21 protein-coding genes are annotated in these 16,632 nt (G+C 71.0%); 10 read left to right on the top strand and 11 right to left on the bottom strand.

The genetic code is table 11. The features are described 5' to 3' along the window. Window positions 1–54: 54 nt before the first annotated feature. The 3 genes from CURTO8I2_RS10805 to CURTO8I2_RS10815 are packed head-to-tail and all read right to left on the bottom strand — an operon-like array spanning window position 55 to window position 1,484. Window positions 55–693 carry a DUF1109 domain-containing protein gene (locus tag CURTO8I2_RS10805; RefSeq protein ID WP_159681077.1) on the bottom strand — a complete coding sequence of 213 codons (639 nt, stop codon included), beginning with the start codon at window positions 691–693 and terminating at the stop codon, window positions 55–57. Then, on the bottom strand, window positions 693–1,190 hold the full coding sequence (locus CURTO8I2_RS10810) for a DoxX family protein (protein ID WP_159681078.1): 498 nt from the start codon (window positions 1,188–1,190) through the stop codon (window positions 693–695). Before CURTO8I2_RS10810 ends, CURTO8I2_RS10805 begins: the two co-directional genes overlap by 1 nt. A 12-nt stretch (window positions 1,191–1,202) precedes the next feature. Next, window positions 1,203–1,484, bottom strand: a complete 282-nt coding sequence (locus CURTO8I2_RS10815) for a DUF2282 domain-containing protein (RefSeq protein ID WP_159681079.1) — start codon at window positions 1,482–1,484, stop codon at window positions 1,203–1,205. Window positions 1,485–1,694: 210 nt separating this feature from the next. Between CURTO8I2_RS10815 and CURTO8I2_RS10820 the strand changes: the two genes are divergently transcribed. The 5 genes from CURTO8I2_RS10820 (at window position 1,695) to CURTO8I2_RS10840 (ending at window position 4,891) form a co-directional block, all read left to right on the top strand. Next, window positions 1,695–1,982, top strand: a complete 288-nt coding sequence (locus CURTO8I2_RS10820) for a hypothetical protein (protein WP_159681080.1) — start codon at window positions 1,695–1,697, stop codon at window positions 1,980–1,982. 65 nt (window positions 1,983–2,047) lie between these two features. Beyond that, complete coding sequence (locus CURTO8I2_RS10825; RefSeq protein ID WP_236551081.1) at window positions 2,048–2,890, top strand: DUF692 domain-containing protein; 843 nt, start codon at window positions 2,048–2,050, stop codon at window positions 2,888–2,890. Next, the gene (locus CURTO8I2_RS10830) at window positions 2,887–3,684 is read left to right on the top strand and encodes a DNA-binding domain-containing protein (protein ID WP_159681082.1); all 798 of its coding nucleotides are present in this window, start codon (window positions 2,887–2,889) and stop codon (window positions 3,682–3,684) included. The genes CURTO8I2_RS10825 and CURTO8I2_RS10830 overlap by 4 nt, the downstream gene beginning before the upstream one ends. A gap of 115 nt (window positions 3,685–3,799) precedes the next feature. Next, entirely contained in the window at window positions 3,800–4,375 is a 576-nt protein-coding gene (locus tag CURTO8I2_RS10835) for a sigma factor (RefSeq protein WP_159681083.1), read from the top strand. Between the two features lie 123 nt (window positions 4,376–4,498). Continuing rightward, complete coding sequence (locus tag CURTO8I2_RS10840; RefSeq protein ID WP_159681084.1) at window positions 4,499–4,891, top strand: barstar family protein; 393 nt, start codon at window positions 4,499–4,501, stop codon at window positions 4,889–4,891. Between the two features lie 136 nt (window positions 4,892–5,027). Here CURTO8I2_RS10840 and CURTO8I2_RS10845 read toward each other — a convergent pair whose 3' ends face one another. Together CURTO8I2_RS10845 and CURTO8I2_RS10850 are read right to left on the bottom strand one after the other, a co-directional pair. Beyond that, a complete protein-coding gene (locus tag CURTO8I2_RS10845) occupies window positions 5,028–5,534 on the bottom strand; it encodes a nuclear transport factor 2 family protein (protein ID WP_159681085.1) in 507 nt (168 codons plus the stop codon). Next, window positions 5,534–6,271 carry an SDR family oxidoreductase gene (locus CURTO8I2_RS10850; protein WP_159681086.1) on the bottom strand — a complete coding sequence of 246 codons (738 nt, stop codon included), beginning with the start codon at window positions 6,269–6,271 and terminating at the stop codon, window positions 5,534–5,536. Before CURTO8I2_RS10850 ends, CURTO8I2_RS10845 begins: the two co-directional genes overlap by 1 nt. 109 nt (window positions 6,272–6,380) lie before the next feature. On the opposite strand from CURTO8I2_RS10850, the gene CURTO8I2_RS10855 reads away from it, so the two are divergent. Then, window positions 6,381–7,277, top strand: coding sequence for a LysR family transcriptional regulator (locus CURTO8I2_RS10855; RefSeq protein WP_159681087.1), 897 nt, complete (start codon window positions 6,381–6,383; stop codon window positions 7,275–7,277). A 179-nt stretch (window positions 7,278–7,456) separates the two neighbouring features. Here CURTO8I2_RS10855 and CURTO8I2_RS10860 read toward each other — a convergent pair whose 3' ends face one another. From CURTO8I2_RS10860 to dbpA, 3 genes are all read right to left on the bottom strand, one after another. After that, the gene (locus CURTO8I2_RS10860; protein WP_159681088.1) at window positions 7,457–7,930 is read right to left on the bottom strand and encodes a hypothetical protein; all 474 of its coding nucleotides are present in this window, start codon (window positions 7,928–7,930) and stop codon (window positions 7,457–7,459) included. 91 nt (window positions 7,931–8,021) lie between these two features. Next, window positions 8,022–9,251, bottom strand: coding sequence for a glycosyltransferase (locus tag CURTO8I2_RS10865; RefSeq protein ID WP_159681089.1), 1,230 nt, complete (start codon window positions 9,249–9,251; stop codon window positions 8,022–8,024). Window positions 9,252–9,281: 30 nt separating this feature from the next. Then, complete coding sequence (gene dbpA, locus CURTO8I2_RS10870) at window positions 9,282–10,673, bottom strand: ATP-dependent RNA helicase DbpA (protein WP_159681090.1); 1,392 nt, start codon at window positions 10,671–10,673, stop codon at window positions 9,282–9,284. Between the two features lie 77 nt (window positions 10,674–10,750). Between dbpA and CURTO8I2_RS10875 the strand changes: the two genes are divergently transcribed. Further along, on the top strand, window positions 10,751–11,182 hold the full coding sequence (locus tag CURTO8I2_RS10875) for a hypothetical protein (protein WP_159681091.1): 432 nt from the start codon (window positions 10,751–10,753) through the stop codon (window positions 11,180–11,182). Window positions 11,183–11,293: 111 nt separating this feature from the next. On the opposite strand, the gene CURTO8I2_RS10880 is transcribed toward CURTO8I2_RS10875, so the two are convergent. After that, window positions 11,294–12,475 (bottom strand): glutathionylspermidine synthase family protein, encoded by a 1,182-nt coding sequence (locus CURTO8I2_RS10880; protein WP_159681092.1) that lies wholly within the window; start codon window positions 12,473–12,475, stop codon window positions 11,294–11,296. 1 nt (window position 12,476) lies between these two features. Continuing rightward, window positions 12,477–13,010: a DUF1190 domain-containing protein gene (locus tag CURTO8I2_RS10885; RefSeq protein ID WP_159681662.1), complete on the bottom strand. Its 534-nt coding sequence runs from the start codon at window positions 13,008–13,010 to the stop codon at window positions 12,477–12,479. A 136-nt stretch (window positions 13,011–13,146) separates the two neighbouring features. Here CURTO8I2_RS10885 and CURTO8I2_RS10890 point away from each other — a divergent pair, with 136 nt between their 5' ends. The 3 genes from CURTO8I2_RS10890 to folE all read left to right on the top strand — a co-directional run bounded on the left by CURTO8I2_RS10890 (window position 13,147) and on the right by folE (window position 15,744). After that, window positions 13,147–14,556: a serine hydrolase gene (locus CURTO8I2_RS10890; protein WP_159681093.1), complete on the top strand. Its 1,410-nt coding sequence runs from the start codon at window positions 13,147–13,149 to the stop codon at window positions 14,554–14,556. A 130-nt stretch (window positions 14,557–14,686) separates the two neighbouring features. Beyond that, window positions 14,687–15,067, top strand: coding sequence for a hypothetical protein (locus CURTO8I2_RS10895; protein WP_159681094.1), 381 nt, complete (start codon window positions 14,687–14,689; stop codon window positions 15,065–15,067). 68 nt (window positions 15,068–15,135) lie between these two features. Then, window positions 15,136–15,744 carry a GTP cyclohydrolase I FolE gene (gene folE / locus CURTO8I2_RS10900; RefSeq protein ID WP_159681095.1) on the top strand — a complete coding sequence of 203 codons (609 nt, stop codon included), beginning with the start codon at window positions 15,136–15,138 and terminating at the stop codon, window positions 15,742–15,744. 27 nt (window positions 15,745–15,771) lie between these two features. Here folE and CURTO8I2_RS10905 read toward each other — a convergent pair whose 3' ends face one another. After that, window positions 15,772–16,548, bottom strand: a complete 777-nt coding sequence (locus tag CURTO8I2_RS10905; RefSeq protein ID WP_255475787.1) for a TSUP family transporter — start codon at window positions 16,546–16,548, stop codon at window positions 15,772–15,774. Window positions 16,549–16,632: the final 84 nt, after the last annotated feature.

The following is a 16,632-nucleotide window of genomic DNA, read 5'->3' on the forward strand; positions in this document are numbered from 1 at the left end:
GCACCCGTGCACACCGCGCACCGGCCCGGTCGCCGGGCCGATGCAGCGCAGGGGCTACCAGCGCAGCATGCGCGGCAACGCCAGACGCCCGACGAGGCCGCAGCCGAGGACCGGCAGGAAATGCCAGATCGCCCAGTGCTCGAAGCCGGTGATCGGGCACGACAGTCCGTAGATGGCGCTGCCGAGCGCGCCCGATGCCAGCCCGGTATAGAGCCCGGCGCGGGCGGGCGACGCCGGGGCGCCACGTCGCAGCCAGACCACCAGCACCGCGGCAGTGAGCAGACTGCTCACCGAGCCCCAGACCGCGCACGCCCAGTGGCCCTGTTCGCCGTGGACGGCCGCGTCGCCGAAGCCCGGGACCGCCAGCACGACCAGGCCCGCGACCGGCATCAGCGAGGCCGCCGCCACCAGCCAGAACGCCGCCGGACGCGCGGTGCGCGACGGCGAGGCCATCGCCACGACCGCCAGCGCGCAGGCCAGTCCCAGGGTCGCCAGGACCAGCTCGGCCAGCAGGAACCAGCCGCCGCCCGGTGCCAGGGCGAGGCCGGGTTTCAGGCCGAAGCCCAGGTGCACCAGCGCCGCGGTGCCCAGCATCGCCAGCGCCAGCAGGCCCCAGCCGGCGCGCGGGCGCTGGGGACGGACGGGGCGCAGGTCCGCCGACAGGCGGGCGATCAGGGCGTCGTCTCGGTCCATCAGGTCATCCTCGAACGGGTTGCGGCCTCGGCAGTACCGCCGCGGCCGCGCGTGATGCGGGCCAGCACGGCATCCAGCGAAAACAGGCCGCCGCCGCGCGAGATCAGCACCAGGGCCAGACCGGCCCAGACGAGGTGGACCGGCCAGGCGTCAGGATAGACGAACACCTGGATCACGGCGGTCATCCCGAGCAGACCGGCCGCCGCGAGACGCGAGCCCAGACCGAGCATCAGCAGGATCGGCAGGCCGAACTCGGCCCAGGTCGCCAGCTGCGCCGCCAGCTCGGGGGGCAGCAGCGGCACGCCGGCGTACTCGTGCTCGAACAGGTACCGCGTGCCGTCGCTGATCTGCAGCCACGTCCCGTCGACGACCTTGCTGCGCCCGGCGCGCCAGAACACGCTGGCCAGTGCGAGACGGGCGACGAGCAGCGCCAGCCCCTCGCCGACGGGGCCCGAGAGATGGCGGCCGAAGCCGCCGGTGAGAAGGGGTCGGGTCATGGCGGCGTGCCGTCAGCGGTCGATGGGAGTCAGCGAGCCGGTGCCGGCAGGCGTGCGGGTCGTGGTGCAGGTGCCCTTGGGCACGAGCTTCCAGGCATTGCCCTGGTAGTCGCGCGTGGACGACCCGGCGCAGCTGGTGCCGGGGCCGGCGGCGCAGTCGTTCTGGCCCGCCTTGGCGATGCCGTAGCACTTTTCGCGTGCACCGGCGTCCTGGGCGACGGCAGGCACGGCCTGGGCGAACAGACCGGCGGCGAGGGCGAGACCGGAGATGCGGGCGAGGGTACGGGTGTCCATGGGATGACTCCTGGGTGTCGTGGGTGGGTGGCCCCCGCGGATGTGCGGTGGCCTATCGGAGTTCGGACGAAGCGTCGCCCCGGTTACAGCCGAAAAAAATTCCGTCGCGCTGTAACCGGGGCACGCGCTGCTGCGAACTCCTGTCTAGCGATCGGCCTGCGGGTCGACGCCCCGCGGTTCCGTCACTTCCTTTGACCCATGAGGCCTGCCATGCACATCACCCACCGCTCGATCGCCACCCTCGCCGCCTCCGCCGCCGCGCTGGCCCTGTCCGCCGCCGCCTTCGCCGCCCCCGCGCCCAACGGCAGCAATGGCCGCGCCATCAACAGTGACGACATGGTCCACTGCTACGGCGTCCACCAGTGCAAGGGCAACTCCGACTGCGCCACCACCGAGCACAGCTGCAAGGGCATGAACGCCTGCGCCGGCCACGGCTTCGTCGCCCTGAAGGCCGGCGAGTGCCTGGCCAAGAACGGCACGATCGGCGACCTGCGCTGACCTGCCCCGTGGGCGACCCGCGTGCCGTCGCGGCACGTGGGCGCCCCATGTCCGGGAGCCCGCCCATGTCACACACCCCGCCTGCCCGCACCTTCGGTCTGGGAATGCGCCGCGAACATTACCCGCGCTTCCTCGCCGGCGATGCGCGCGTGGATTTCGTCGAGGTGATCTCGGAGAACTTCATGGTCGACGGCGGCCGCGCGCTGGCGACGCTGGAGCGCGTGCGCCAGCACTGGCCCGTCGCGCTGCACGGCGTCTCGCTGTCGGTCGGCTCCGCGCACGGCCTCGACGAGGCCTACCTGACGCGCCTGCGCCGGCTGGCCGACCGGATCGAGCCGCTGTGGCTGTCCGACCACCTGTGCTGGACCCGCACCCAGGCGCACAACAGCCACGACCTGCTGCCCCTGCCCTACACCCGCCGCACGCTGGATCTGGTCTGCGCGAACATCGACCGCGCCCAGACCCGGCTGGGCCGCACGATGCTGTTCGAGAATCCGTCCAGCTACTGCCGCTTTCCCGACGACACGATGACCGAGTGGGCGTTCATCGCCGAGATGGCGCGCCGCACCGGCTGCGACCTGCTGCTCGACGTCAACAACGTCTACGTCAGCGCCTGCAACCACGGCTGGGACGCCGACACCTACCTCGACGGCCTGCCGCTGGCGCAGGTCCGGCAGATCCACCTGGCCGGCCATACGCCCGGCGAACTGCACATCGACACCCACGACCGCGCGGTCTGCGACGCGGTCTGGGCCCTCTACCGGTCGGTCATCGCCCGATGTCCCGGCGCGGTGGCGACGATGCTCGAACGCGACGGCGACATTCCGCCGCTCGACGACCTGGAACGCGAACTCGACCGCGCCCGCGCCCTCGCGCTGGATGCCACCGTGCAGCAGGCCGCCGCATGAACCTGGCCGGCCTGCAGTCGACGTTCATGGCCAGCCTCCACGACGAGGCGGCGGCGCTGCCGCCCGACTGGGGCCCGCAGATGGCGCGCGGGTTGGCGGTCTACCGCAACAACACACGCAGCGCCCAGCTCGAGGCGATGCGCAGCACGTTCGAACGTACGCGGCGCTGCGTCGGCGACGGACCGTTCACCGCCGCGGCCACCCACTACCTGATCCACCATCCCCCCGGCAGCTGGACCCTGGACGCGGTCGGCGACGGTTTCGCCGAGCTGCTGGCGACGCTGTTCGTGCATGAACCGGACGTCGCCGACATCGCCGCGCTGGACTGGGCGATGCATGGCGTGTTCTCCGCGGCCGACGCGCACCCATTGGACGTGGCGGCGTTCCAGCAGGCGGCGATCGGCTTCGATGGCGACGACTGGGCGGGCCTGCAGTTGCAGCTGGTGCCGGCACTCGCCGTCATCGACGTCCGCACCGACTGCCTGGACGCCTGGACCGCGCTCACTGGCGACCAGCCGCCGCCCGAGGCCCCGCGCCTCGCGCAGCCGGCGCAGGTCGTCGTCTGGCGCAAGGACGGCCAGCCGGTCTGCCGCCTGGCGACGCCGGGTGAAGGCGACGCGCTGCGCCAGGTCGCGGCCGGCGCGTCCTACGGCGCGCTGTGCGCCGGGCTCGTGGCCACGCACGGCGAGGACGACGCGGTGCGGCTCGCGGGCGGCCTGCTGTCGGGCTGGCTGCACGCGGGCCTGCTGGCCGCTCTGCAGCCGCCGGCGCGCGACGGCCGCGATGCCGGGTGACGGCACCCGCGCGGTGCAGGTCGCCGGCCTGCGGCAGCCCGGGCCGGCGCTCGGCGCCGCCGCGTCGGCGCGTCGATGCGCCACACTCCCCGCGTGCGCAGGCGGGAGGCCGGGCATGGTGACGACGCGGGCGGACGGCGAGGCCGACGCCGACAGCTGGGAAACGCTGCTCGTCGCCGCGCAGGCGGGCGACGCGCATGCCTACGCACGCCTGCTGTCCCAGATCGGCCCGTGGCTGCGTGGCTACTTCCGCCACCGCCTGCCGGCCTCGATGGTCGACGACGCCGCCCAGGACGCGCTGATCGCCCTGCACGAAAAGCGCCACACCTACCGGGCGGGCGAACCCGTCCGCCCCTGGGTCGCGGCGATCGCGCGTTACAAGTGGATCGACCGTCTGCGCGGCCTGCGCCGCCAGGACGAGGCGCTCGACCCCGACCTCGTGTCCACCGATCCCCGCGGCGCGGTCGACGCCGCCCTGCTGCTCGACGGCCTGCTGGCGACGCTCAAGCCGGCGCAGGCGATCGCCATCCGGCTGGTCAAGCTGGAGGGTTACAGCGTGGTCGAAGCGAGCCGCATGACTGGCCAGTCCGAATCGCTGGTGAAGGTCAACATCCACCGCGGCGTGGCCGCACTGGCCCGCGCGGTGGAAGACGGCCGCGACGCGGCGATCGGACGCGCCCTCGAGGCCTGAGCGGTCGCACTGCTCGCGCCCGCGCTTGCCGCCGACAGGTCGCCAACGGCCGATCGCGGCCACCGTCCTCACGCGTGCACATCGATGATGCAGGCCTCCCGCATCGCCCCCGCCCGATCCCGCATGTCCCGCACCCTGACCCTCGACGGACGCCGCATCCGCGATCTCGCGTCGTTCTACGACGCGATCAACCGGACCTTCATGACCGGCGTCGACTGGCGTCTCGGCCACAGCCTCGATGCCCTCGACGACATGCTCTACGGCGGCTACGGCGCGCTCGACGGCGACGCGCCGGTGACGCTGGTCTGGACGGATTTCGAACGCAGCCGCGAGGCGCTCGGCATCGAGACCACGCGCGCATGGCTGCAGGACAAACTCGACACGCCGGGCCGCTACGACACGGCGCGCATCCGGCGCGACCTCGATGCACTCGATGCCGGCAGCGGCCCGACGTTCTTCGATCTGGTGCTGGAAATCCTGGCCGCGCATCCGAACATCACGCTCGAGATGCGCTGACGTCCCACTTGCCCTGCACGCTCGGCGACGTCGATGGTCACACCTCTGTCGTGTCCGTGCAGCCGATGTTGCGGCGGCAGCTGTGCCTTCGCAGGTCGCCAGGTGCCCGATCGGCCCAGCACCGCAACAGCGCGACTCAACCGCGATCGAGCAGCTGTGCCAGCGCCCAGGTGTCGAGGAAGGCGGTCGCACGCACGATGCGGCCGTCGGCGAGTTCGAGATGCCAGGCGTAGTGGTTGCGGTACGTGCTGCCGTCACGCGCCGTCGCGGTGCCCTGCCACAGCACGACGACATGGGCGCCGTCGGCGACGATGCGTGTGACCTGCGGCACGATCGGCGTCGCGAGTCGCGCGGTGATCGGCGCGACGGCCTCGTCGAGGAAGGCCTGCTTGGAGCGGTACGTGCCCGAGACCGGACTATCGCCGGCAACGGTCCACACCACGTCGTCGGCGAGCAGGTCGAACACGCTGCCCTGCCCGAGTCGCCAGGCCTCGAATGCGGCGCGGATCTGTGCGGCGTTGTCGTGTGTCGTGGCCTGCGTCGGCGCATCGCTGGCGTGCGCGGACACCACCGGCACCGCAAGTCCCATCGCGATCGCGAGACCGGCGAGCCGGCAGCAGCGGGGCAAAGACCGGGCGGCCATCAGTAGGGGCTCGCAACGGGACGCACGATCAGCTCGCTGACATCGACGTCCGCGGGCTGGGTCATCGCGAACGCGATCGCACGGGCGATGGCATCGGGCTCGATCGTGATGCGGCGGAAATCGCGCATGCCTTCAGCCGCGCCGGCGTGGGTGATGGTGTCGGCGAGTTCGGAGGTCGTGGTGCCGGGGCTGACCACGGTCACGCGCAGCGTGGTGGTTTCCTGCCGCAGCCCTTCGGAGATCGCCCACACCGCGTACTTGGTGGCGCAGTAGACGGCCGAGGTGGGGAAGACCTGGTGCGCGCCGATCGAGGCGACGTTGATGACGTGGCCGAAGCCCTGCCGTTCCATCGCCGGCAGCACCGCCGCGATGCCGTGCAGCACGCCGCGGATGTTGACGTCGATCATGCGGTCCCATTCGTCGCGCTTGCGCGCCGACAACGGCGACAGCGGCATCACGCCCGCGTTGTTGACGAGCGCATCGATCCGGCCGTGCGCGGCGAGCGCGTGATCGGCGAAGGCCTGCATGTCGTCCGCCGCCACCACATCCAGCGCGCGCGCTTCGGCATGGCCGCCCGCGGCGGTGATCTCGGCCACCAGTGCGTCGAGGCGGTCGACGCGACGTGCGCCGAGCACGACGGTGGCGCCACGGCCGGCGAGTTCGCGCGCCGTGGCGGCGCCGATGCCGCTGCTGGCGCCGGTGATCAGCACGATGCGATCGGCGAGGTCCTGCTGCATGGAAAAGCTCCTGCTGTGGGCGTCTGCGCCCGGTGCAGAGACGGTAGAAGCGGCCCGGTGTCGCGAGAATCCCCGTCGCGCTGGATGCGTTGGTTAGACTCGCTCACCAATGGAGTTCGACCTCAACCTGCTGCGCGTGTTCGTCGCGGTCGCCGACAGCGACAACTTTCGCGCCGCCGCCGATCGCCTGGGCGTCACCCGTTCGGCCGTCAGCCAAGGCGTGCGCAAGCTGGAAGACCGGCTGGGTGTCGCGCTGGTCACGCGCTCCACCCGCAGCGTGCGGCTGACCGAAGCCGGACACCGGCTGCATCAGCAGATCGCGCAGCCGCTGGCGCGGATCGGCGCCGCGCTGGATGACGCGCTCGATGACGGCCCGCCGCGCGGCCTGCTGCGCGTCGCGGTGACCTCGATCGCCGAACGCTTTCTGTCAGGTCCGCTGGTCGCGACGTTCGCGCAGGCCTATCCGCAGATCACGCTCGATGTGACCGTGACCGACGACGAGTCGGACATCGTCGCCGAAGGTTTCGACGCCGGCGTGCGGCTGGGCGAGGTGATCGAGCAGGACATGATCGCGGTACCGCTGACCGGACCGGTGCGCCAGGTCGTCGTGGCGACGCCCGGCTATCTGGACGCACACGGCACGCCGACGCACCCGCGCGAACTGGCCGCGCATCGCTGCATCGGCTGGCGGCCGGCACCGGGCGTGGCGCCCTATCGCTGGGAATTCGTGCAGGACGGGCAGGACTTCGACGTCGCCGTGCAGCCGCAAGTCACGACCAACGACATGCTGCTGATGGTGCGCACCGCACTCGCCGGCGGCGGCCTGACCATGGGCATCGAGGAGACGTTCGCACCGTGGATCACGCGCGGCGCACTGGTGACCGTGCTCGACGACTTCCTGCCGCCATTCCCGGGCTTCTTTCTCTACTACCCCGACCGCCGCAACCTGCCGCCGAAACTGCGCGCGTTGATCGAGCACGTGCGCAGATTTCGCGAAGCGAGCTGAACCGATCACATGTTGAATCCGGGCGATCCCGACATCTCTCCCTCCGGGAGAGATCGACGCGCAACGCGCGTCGAGTGAGGGCGCTGCACGTGAGCGCTCAGCAGACAGCCCCCGACGCCTCATGTCCAGACGCCAGGGATTCAGTTTTTTTCGTATCGAACGAACGCGTTATTGCTGCCTCAGGACCAGATCCCACCCAACTGGTTGATCGTGCCCAGCGCCAGTCCCTGCGTCGGCGAGGTCGGCGCCTCGGACACGCACGCGCCCAGACCCTGCGATGCCTGCATGCCGTCGAGCGCACTGCGCGCGGACGCCGCGGCCTCGGTCGCCGCCTGCGCGTAACTCGCAGCGAATCCCGCCATCGCTTCGGTCGCCGGCGTCGGATTGTTCGCCGCGATGTCGGCCATGGCGGCGGCCGCTTCGACCGCTTCGGCGGCGGCGGCTTCCGCGCGATTCGCCGAGGCTTCGGCGGTGCAGGTGTCGCCTGCAGCAGCCGCGGCCTTGCCGGTCTCCGCGGCGGACACGGCGTCGTTCGACGCGTTGGCGGTGGCGTCCAGGCCGTGCTCGGCAGCGGCTTCGGCCGCAGCGGCGCGCGCGTCGCTGGCGCCGTTCGAGGCGTCGGCGCCCGAGACGCCCGATGCGTTGTCGCTCATAGGCTGCGGTCCATGTGCAGTGGGGGCCTTCATTTTCTCGACAGCGCGGGGGGCTGGGATCTCGGGTGAACCCGAGGCGCCCCCGATGCGTTCAGGCGTGGTGCGGCGTGCGTGCGCCGTCGGTGCCGGCGGCGGCGAATCGCTCGATACAGGCGATCGCAGTCGCGCACCCGTCTTCCGATCGCATCACGGCGCCGAGTGAGGCGGCCCGCGCGCGGACCTCTGGGCGTTCGGCGAATGCGATCGCTTTGCGCAGGCCGGGTGCCGAAGGACGCCGGCCCGACAGCACGCGATCGGCGATGCCCAACGCGCGCAGGCGGCCCGCCCAGAACGGCTGGTCGCCAGCGAAGGGCAGGATCACCGACGCAATGCCGGCGCGGCATGCGGAGTGCGTGGTGCCCGAACCGCCGTGATGGATCGCCAGCGCGCAGCGCGGCAGTAGCCAGTCGTGCGGCACGCTGCCGATGACGTGGATGTTCGGCGGAAGACCGGTGATGTCGATGCCGCTCCAGCCCGGATTGAACAGCACGCGCCGATCGCCGACCGCGTCCAGCAAGGCCGCGCGCACGCGCGGCGCATCGAAGCCACTCATGCTGCCGAAGCCGGCATAGACCGGCGGCGGACCGGACGCGATCCACTCGACGAGACCGGGCGGTGGCGTCCAGTCGGTCGTGGGCGGCACCCATTGGCCGCAGGCGATCGCGTCAGCCGGCCAGTCGTCGATGTCCGGCAGCAACGCCGGCGACACGCCATAGAGCACCGGATGCGCGGTCCACAGCGCCTTGCGCGGCGGCAGACCGATCGCCACATGACCGCGATTGGTCGTCGCGCGGAACGTGCGCCAGACCATGTGATTCACGAACGCATGCGAGCTGCGGTTGAGTACACGTGGCAGGCGCAGCGGCGACAGCGGCGAGGTGAACGCGGCGGTCGGACTGATCGGAATCATCATCGCGCCGATCGCCGGCACGCGCAGCGCTTCTGCCACCGACAAGCCGACGAAGGCAGTGAGGCCGGACACGATCACCGCATCGCAGCCCGCGCCGAGCGCCATCGCCTGCTGCATCCATTCGGGCGTGCGCGCCTCGACGATGCGGATCAGCGCGCGCTCGATCTGGCGCATCGCGCGCATGCGCGACAGCGTGCCGCGAATGTCGCCGGCCAGCGCAGTCGCCGGCACATCGAGCGCGCGCGCACTGTCGAGCGTGTCGGCATCGCCGAGCAGATGCACCGTGTGCCCGGCGCGCATCAACGCGCAGCCGAGCGCGGCGAGCGGTCGCGCGTCGCCCTCGGTGCCGTAGGTGATGATCAGCAAGCGCATGCGTGCAGTGTCGCGCAGCGCCGCGGACGATTACGTCGTCTTCAGCGGCTGCACGCGGAAACGGCGGCCCTTGATCTTGCCGTCGCGCAGGTGGTTGGCCGCCTGCTGTGCCTTGCCGCGCGTGATGGCGACGTAGCTGCGCGTGGCGAAGACGTCGATCTTGCCGATCGCGTCCTTGTGCAGGCCGGCCTCGCCGGTCAGCGCGCCGACGATGTCGCCGGGGCGCAGCTTGTCGGTGCGGCCGGCATCGATGCGCAGCGTGACCATCGGCGCGGCCGGCACGTCGCTGCCCTTGCCGCTGAGCGGCAGCAGTTTTTCCCAGCGCAGCGGCGCGCCGAACTGCGCTTCGACCAGGGCGGTGCGTGGCAGTTCGCGCGGCGTGACCAGACTCAGCGCTAGGCCCGAGCGGCCCGCACGACCGGTGCGACCGATGCGGTGCACGTAGGTGTCGGCGTCGTGCGGCAGTTCGTAGTTCACGACCGCGCCGATGTCCTCGACATCGAGGCCGCGCGCGGCGACGTCGCTGGCCACCAGCACGTTGCAGCTGCGGTTGGCGAAGCGCACCAGCACCTCGTCGCGATCGCGCTGTTCCATGTCGCCGTGCAGCGCGAGTGCATCGAAGCCGTAGTGCGCGAGCGAGCCGGCGACTTCGTTGACGTCGGCGCGGGTGTTGCAGAACACCACCGCCGATTCCGGGCGATGCCGCAGCAGCAGCGCGGCCAGCTGCGGCGCGCGGCGCGACGGTTCGACCTCGTGGAAGATCTGCTCGATCTTCGGCGCCGGCGCGTCACCCTCGACGCCGATCTGCACCGGCTCGCGCAGCATCGCGGTGCCGAGATCGCGGATTGCATCCGGGAACGTCGCCGAGAACAGCAGGCCCTGCCGCGTCGGCGGCACGCGCTTGACGATGTCGCGGATCGACTCCTCGAAGCCCATGTCGAGCATGCGGTCGGCTTCGTCGAGCACCAGCGTGCGCACGTGGCGCAGGTGCAGCGCCTTCTTCTTCGCCAGTTCCTGGATGCGGCCGGGCGTGCCGACGACGACATGCGGCGGATGCGTCAGTGACGCCAGCTGCGGGCCGAGCGGAATGCCACCGCACAGCAGCGAGAGCTTCAGGTTTGGAATGCCGAGCGCGAGCTTGCGCAGCTGCTTGCCGACCTGGTCGGCGAGTTCGCGCGTCGGGCAGAGCACCAGCGCCTGGGTCTCGATCAGGCCGGTGTCGATCTTCTGCAGCAGGCCGATCCCGAACGCCGCGGTCTTGCCGCTGCCGGTCGGTGCCTGGGCGATGACGTCGCGGCCCTCGAGGATCGGCGGCAGCGATTCGGCCTGGATCGGGGTCATAGACGTGTAGCCGAGGGCATCGACGCCCTGCAACAGGGCGGGCGACAGCGCGAGCGCGGAGAACGGGAGAGGCGTGGTCATGCGTACATGATCGCAGGCCTCGGGCGGCAGCGGCGGATCGAGCGGCATACTCGCGACATCCCGGTCACACCGTGCATATGTCCGACGCTTTCCGCCCAGCCCTGCGCCGTGTGCCGACGCCCGTTGCGGCACTGGCATTCCTCATCCTGCTGGCCGCGCATGCGGTGCTTCTGGTCGGGCGCAAGCGCCCCGGCTGGCGCAGCGACGCCCTGTTGGCTGTAGACGCCGGCGTCTACAGCCACGTCTCCAACTTCGGCCTGTCGTACCTGCTGGTCGCCGGCATCGGCTACATGTGGCTGATGTTGGGCGTGCACAGGCGCCTGGTGATGATGCTCGGCGTGGCATGCGCGCTGGCGAACGTGGTTTACGAGCTTTGGGTGCCGGTCCTCAACACGCCCGACCCGCGCGACGCGGTGTACGGCCTAGCGGGCACCGCAGTGGCGATGGTGGTGTTGCTGGCGATCGACCAGTTCGGGATGCGGGCGAATCCGGCGTTTCCCGGCACCTGAGCCCTCTCGGCTGTGGGTTTCGCTGCGTTCTACCCATCCTGCCGTCGGGTCGCGATGCTTTTGTAGGATGGGTCGAGCGCAGCGAAACCCATGCCGCCGAGTTACCCGGCCTCAGGCGTAAAACGTCGCCGGCGCGTCCGCTTCGACGATCGCATGCGGCACGAAGCGCGCACTGTCGCGGGTGATCGGTGAGTCGTCCTCGCGGATGCCGATGCCGCAGGCGTGATCGCCGACGATCCAGCTGCCGACCATCGGGTAATGCCCGTCGAACCGGGGCAGCGGGTGTGCGGCCTGGCGGATGCCCGGGCCGGTGTAGGGGCCGTCGCTGTGCAGGCGCTGGCCGTCGGCGAGGTGCAGCTCGATGTTCGCGCCTTCGCGCGAATGCAACGGCTTGCGCACCCACCCGGCAGGCAGATCGCCGCCGGTGTCGAACTCGGCCGCGAGCAGGTTGGGATGCCCGCGATGCCGCTCCCACAGCAGCGGCAGCAGGCCCTTGTTGCTGAGCAGCGCCTTCCAGGGCGGCTCGATCAGGCGCAGGCCGGATTTGGGCAGCGCGCGGCCGAACTCGTCGTTGAACAGGTCTTCCAGCGGATACAGCTTGAACAGCGCACCGATCACCGTGTCGTCGAGATCGGTATAGCGGCCGTCCTCGGACAGGCCGATGTCCTCCAGCGCGATCGCGTCGCCGTACAGCCCCGCCTGCGCCGCGCAGTCGCGCAGGTAGGCGATCGTGCCCTGGTCTTCTTCCGATTCGCGCACCGCGGCGAACAGCAGCGGCGGCGGCAGGCTGGATGCGAGCTCGCCGAAGCGGTCCACGAGCGCTTCATGGATCGAATTGAACTGGTCGGCGTCGCGCGGCAGGCGGCCGCTGGCGCGCTGGTCCTCGAGCCATTGCCACTGGAAGAACGCGGCCTCGAACAGCGAGGTCGGCGTGTCGTAGTTCAGTTCGTACAGTTTGGCCGGCCCGTTCCCGTCGTAGGCGAAGTCCAGGCGGCCGTAGAGATGCGGTTCGCGCTTGCGCCAGCTGTCGGCGATCCAGTCGCGGAAGGCGTCGGGAATCGCCAGGCGCTGCATCAGCGTGTCGCTTTCGACGATCTCGTCGACCAGCCCCATCGCCATCCGGTGGACCTCGACGCTCGGGTCTTCGAGGTCGTGCTCGATCTGCGCCATCGAGAACGCGTAGTACGCGCGCTCGTCCCAGTAGCGGGCGCCATCGATGGTGTGGAACCGGAAGCCGCACTCGGCGGCCTGCGCCTGCCAGTCGCCGCGCTCGACGATCGCGACGCGCCGCACTTCAGCCGCCGGTGCTGCGACCGCTGGCCGAGCGACCGAAGCCGCCACGATTCGCGGTGACGGCGCGGTCCGGAGTGGCCGACACCTGCGCCATGCCGGCACGGCCGGCGCCCGGCGCACCGTTCGGGCGCAGCCAGCCCTGGCGGTTGTCGCGGAACGCGGGCGAGGCCTGCGGCGTCTGTTGGGCAAGTCCGGCGCGGTTGTTGTTCAACATCGACGACAGGAAGAAGCCGGCCATCAACGGGCCGATGAAGGAATGCCCGGTCGAGGTCTTCTGCTCGACGCATTCCTCGGCCGGGAACTCGGCCTCGCAGGCTTCGCGGCTGCTGTACTGCGGGGCGGTGTCGGCGGCCTGCAATTTGGCCTGCTCGAACGCGATGCGGCAGGTCGCGGTGTCGCCGACCGCCTGCGCGCAGCTTTCGACCGAGGTGTAGAGGCCGTCCTGCACTTCGACCGGCGCGGTGCGCTGGCAGGCACTGAGCAGCAACGGCGCGGTGCCCATCAGCAGCAGGGCCGTCGTCTTCGAACGCTTGATGCGCCGCGTGCCAGTCGCGTCCGTCATGTCCTGCTCCGTGTATTGCATGGGTCCGGCCGGCCATGATGCCCGTCGCCGGCCGCGCGGCAAAGCGCGACGCCTACACTGGCGTTCAGTCCCGCCGACCGGAATGCCGATGCGTCTCGCCCTGCTGCTGCCCCTGCTGTTGCTGCCCGCCGCCGTCACCGCGCAAGACCCGACGCCGCTGGAGCGCGAACGCGCCACCCATGCGCGCGCGATCGCCGCCGGCTACAAGGCGCTGACGCTGTGCAGCGTGCAGTTCAACGCCGGGCGCACGGCCACACAGGCGCAGGCGCTGGAACTCGTCGGCATCTATCCCGATTACCAGGCCGACGTGCTGGCGCTGGACGCGGTGGTCGATGCCGACGCGCGCACCGTGTCCGTCAGCTTCGATGACGCGCTGCCGCCGCGCATCGCCGCGTGGCGACCCAACCTCGGCTGCGCGCAGTTGCCGATCGGCGCAGGCGTCGATGCGATCGCCGCGTTGCCGCGCTTCGATACCGAAGCGCCGGATCTCGACGACCGGCCCTGGCCAGTCGGCGAACGCGACGCGATCGCCACGCCGCGTGGCGACGCCGCTGCGCTCGAAGCAGCCGTGTCCGCCGCATTCGACACGCCGAATTACGGCGAAGGCCATGCGACGACCGGCGTGATCGTCCTGCAGGACGGACGCATCGTCGCCGAGCGCTATCGCGACGGCTTCGGCCCGCACACCTCGCAGCGCACCTGGTCGGTGGCCAAGAGTCTGGCCGGCGCGCTGGTCGGCGTGGCGCAGGCAGCCGGCGCACTCGACCCCGCACAGCCGGCGCCGGTGCCCGAGTGGCAGGCGCCCGGCGATCCACGCAGCGCGATCACCATCGACCAGTTGCTGCGCATGTCGAGCGGCCTGCACAGCGACACCGCCGGCAACCGCACCGACGCACTGTATTTCGGCGGCGCCACCGTGGCCGAGTCCGCGACCGGCGGGCCGCTGGTACATCCGCCCGGCACGCGGTTCCGCTACGCCAACCACGACAGCGTGCTCGCCGTGCATGCGCTGCGCGCGGCCACCGGCGACGAGGCCCGTGCGCTGTCGCGGCCGTTCACCGATCTGTTCTGGCCGCTGGGCATGACCCGCACCGTGGCCGAGACCGACTGGCGCGGCGGGTTCGTGCTGTCGAGCCAGGTCTGGTCGACCGCGCGCGATCTCGCCCGCTTCGGTCTGCTGCTGCAGCAGGACGGCATGTTCGAAGGCCGCCGCCTGCTGCCCGACGGCTGGGTGCGCACCGCGACCACGCCATCCGGCCCGCAGCCCGAAGGCGATCTCGGCTATGGCGCGACCCTGTGGCTGATGCAGCGCGCACCGGGCGTGCCGGCCGACACCTTCGCCGCGATGGGCAACCGCGGGCAGTACGTGATCGTGGTGCCGTCGCGCGGCGTGGTGCTGGTACGGCGGGGCGAAGACCCGACCGGCAAGCGCTTCGACCCGGCGCTGTTCACCGCTGCCGTGCTGGCCGGTCTCGACGGAGACGCGCCGCGGCGATGAATCCCAGCTGGGGGGGAATCGGGCGAACAGGCACCTTTCACTGGTGTCAGACAGCAGCGGCCCTAGCGTGGCATTCGCAGCCCGCCCTCCCATACGCCGTTTCGGCGCTGGCGTGCTCGCCGGACCCGCCATGACCCATGATCTGCACGACAGCGCCAACGCCCCAGACCCCCGCACGCCGGCCGAAGCCGCCGCGGAGGGCCAGGATGCGCTCGAGACCCGGTTCAAGGCCGGCCTGGCCCAGGCGGCCTACTATTCCGCCGGCCGTCACTGGAACGATTACGCGCCTGCCTACCGGTTCGGCCGCGACAGCCGCCAGCGCCACGCCGGCAGTCGCTTCGACGCGGTCGAGCGGGAACTCGAACAGGGATGGGACCAGGCCCGCGACCAGTCCCGGCTGGGCTGGATCGAAGCCCGTGGCGCGGTCGAGGACGGCTGGGATCTCGCGCCCGACGACGATGCGGACGAGGTGGATGTCGCGCTCGACACGCCCGGTCCCAAGGTCGGTTGAGCCACCCGCCGCCGATCCAATGAATACGACGCGGTACCATGGCGCCCTCTGTCGCCGCGGTGCCCGCCATGACCCGTTCTCCTGATTCCGACGCCCGTCACGGCGTCAGCCGCGACGATGCCGAATCGGCGGTGCGCACGCTGCTGCGCTGGGCCGGCGAAGACCCGTCGCGCGAAGGCCTGCTCGACACCCCGCGCCGCGTCGCCGACGCCTACGGCGAGTGGTTCGGCGGGTACGCGATCGACCCCGATGCCTACCTCGCACGCACGTTCGAGGAAGTGGCCGGCTACGACGAGATGATCGTGCTGCGCGACATCGAGTACGAAAGTCACTGCGAGCACCACATGGCCCCGATCATCGGCCGCGTGCACGTCGGCTACCTGCCGGCCGGTCGCGTGGTCGGCATCAGCAAGCTGGCCCGCGTGGTCGAGGCCTACGCCAAGCGCTTCCAGGTGCAGGAAAAGATGACCGCCCAGATCGCCGGCTGCATTCAGCGCGCGCTGGCGCCGCTGGGCGTGGGTGTGGTGGTCGAGGGCGCGCACGAGTGCATGACCACCCGCGGCGTGCACAAGCGCGGGGTCAGCATGGTCACCTCGCGGATGCTCGGCAGCTTCCGCGACGATGCCCGCACCCGCGCCGAATTCCTGCGTTTCATCGAAGGCGGCGGCCGGCGCTGAGGTCGCTGCGGCGCCGCGGCCTGGCGCTCAGGCGCCGGCGATCGTGTCCCAGCCCATCTTCGCGATCAGCACCACCACCAGCAGCACGAACAGCTTGCGGATGACCGGTGTGCCGCCGCGCAGCGCCAGACGCGTGCCGGCGAACGCGCCGGCCACGTTGGCCGCCGCCATCGGCACCGCGAAGGCCAACAGCACGTGGCCCGAGGGCACGAAGAACGACAGCGCGGCCAGATTGGTCGCGACATTGACGATCTTCGACGCCGCGCTTGCGCGCAGGAAATCGAGTCCGAAGAAGCGGATGAACAGGAAGATCAGGAAGCTGCCGGTGCCGGGGCCGAACAGGCCGTCGTAGAAGCCGATCGCCGCGCCCATCAGCAGGGCGAACCCGAGTTCCCGGCGCCCCACGTCGCGCGGCCGGTGCAAGGCCCCGAAATCCTTCTTGAGCAGCGTGTAGGCCAGCATCGCGACCAGCAGCACGAGGATCAGCGGCCGCACCGCGTCGCGCGGCAGCAGCGTCACCGCAGTGGCGCCGAGGAACGAGAACACGAAGGCGGTGGCCGCGGCGAACAGCACCGGCGCCCACGGAAACCGCACGTTGCGCGCATACCGCCAGCCGGCCGCGGCCGTGCCGAAGAACGCACTGAACTTGTTGGTGCCCAGCAGCGCCGCGGGCGTGTGCTGCGGCAGCGCGGTGAACAGCCCCGGCAATTGCACCAGCCCGCCCCCGCCGACCGCGGCATCGACCAGCCCGGCCATGAAAGCGATGCAGACCAGCCAGACCAGTTCGGGAAACAGCGCGTCCACGTGGGCAGTCGGGTCGAGGGGCGCAAAGCATACGCGCGGTGGGGACCATAGCCCTCCCCCGTTTCAACGGGGGAGGGTTGGGTG

Source organism: Luteimonas sp. 9C (assembly GCF_902506295.1).
Taxonomy (GTDB): Bacteria; Pseudomonadota; Gammaproteobacteria; order Xanthomonadales; family Xanthomonadaceae; genus Luteimonas.

Excerpts from the sequence above, each read along its gene's own strand:
- CURTO8I2_RS10805 (WP_159681077.1), bottom strand. The coding sequence starts at position 693 with ATGGACCGAGACGACGCCCTGATCGCCCGCCTGTCGGCGGACCTGCGC.
- CURTO8I2_RS10810 (WP_159681078.1), bottom strand. The coding sequence starts at position 1,190 with ATGACCCGACCCCTTCTCACCGGCGGCTTCGGCCGCCATCTCTCGGGC.
- CURTO8I2_RS10815 (WP_159681079.1), bottom strand. The coding sequence starts at position 1,484 with ATGGACACCCGTACCCTCGCCCGCATCTCCGGTCTCGCCCTCGCCGCC.
- CURTO8I2_RS10820 (WP_159681080.1), top strand. The coding sequence starts at position 1,695 with ATGCACATCACCCACCGCTCGATCGCCACCCTCGCCGCCTCCGCCGCC.
- CURTO8I2_RS10825 (WP_236551081.1), top strand. The coding sequence starts at position 2,048 with ATGTCACACACCCCGCCTGCCCGCACCTTCGGTCTGGGAATGCGCCGC.
- CURTO8I2_RS10830 (WP_159681082.1), top strand. The coding sequence starts at position 2,887 with ATGAACCTGGCCGGCCTGCAGTCGACGTTCATGGCCAGCCTCCACGAC.
- CURTO8I2_RS10835 (WP_159681083.1), top strand. The coding sequence starts at position 3,800 with ATGGTGACGACGCGGGCGGACGGCGAGGCCGACGCCGACAGCTGGGAA.
- CURTO8I2_RS10840 (WP_159681084.1), top strand. The coding sequence starts at position 4,499 with ATGTCCCGCACCCTGACCCTCGACGGACGCCGCATCCGCGATCTCGCG.
- CURTO8I2_RS10845 (WP_159681085.1), bottom strand. The coding sequence starts at position 5,534 with ATGGCCGCCCGGTCTTTGCCCCGCTGCTGCCGGCTCGCCGGTCTCGCG.
- CURTO8I2_RS10850 (WP_159681086.1), bottom strand. The coding sequence starts at position 6,271 with ATGCAGCAGGACCTCGCCGATCGCATCGTGCTGATCACCGGCGCCAGC.
- CURTO8I2_RS10855 (WP_159681087.1), top strand. The coding sequence starts at position 6,381 with ATGGAGTTCGACCTCAACCTGCTGCGCGTGTTCGTCGCGGTCGCCGAC.
- CURTO8I2_RS10860 (WP_159681088.1), bottom strand. The coding sequence starts at position 7,930 with ATGAGCGACAACGCATCGGGCGTCTCGGGCGCCGACGCCTCGAACGGC.
- CURTO8I2_RS10865 (WP_159681089.1), bottom strand. The coding sequence starts at position 9,251 with ATGCGCTTGCTGATCATCACCTACGGCACCGAGGGCGACGCGCGACCG.
- dbpA (WP_159681090.1), bottom strand. The coding sequence starts at position 10,673 with ATGACCACGCCTCTCCCGTTCTCCGCGCTCGCGCTGTCGCCCGCCCTG.
- CURTO8I2_RS10875 (WP_159681091.1), top strand. The coding sequence starts at position 10,751 with ATGTCCGACGCTTTCCGCCCAGCCCTGCGCCGTGTGCCGACGCCCGTT.
- CURTO8I2_RS10890 (WP_159681093.1), top strand. The coding sequence starts at position 13,147 with ATGCGTCTCGCCCTGCTGCTGCCCCTGCTGTTGCTGCCCGCCGCCGTC.
- CURTO8I2_RS10895 (WP_159681094.1), top strand. The coding sequence starts at position 14,687 with ATGACCCATGATCTGCACGACAGCGCCAACGCCCCAGACCCCCGCACG.
- folE (WP_159681095.1), top strand. The coding sequence starts at position 15,136 with ATGACCCGTTCTCCTGATTCCGACGCCCGTCACGGCGTCAGCCGCGAC.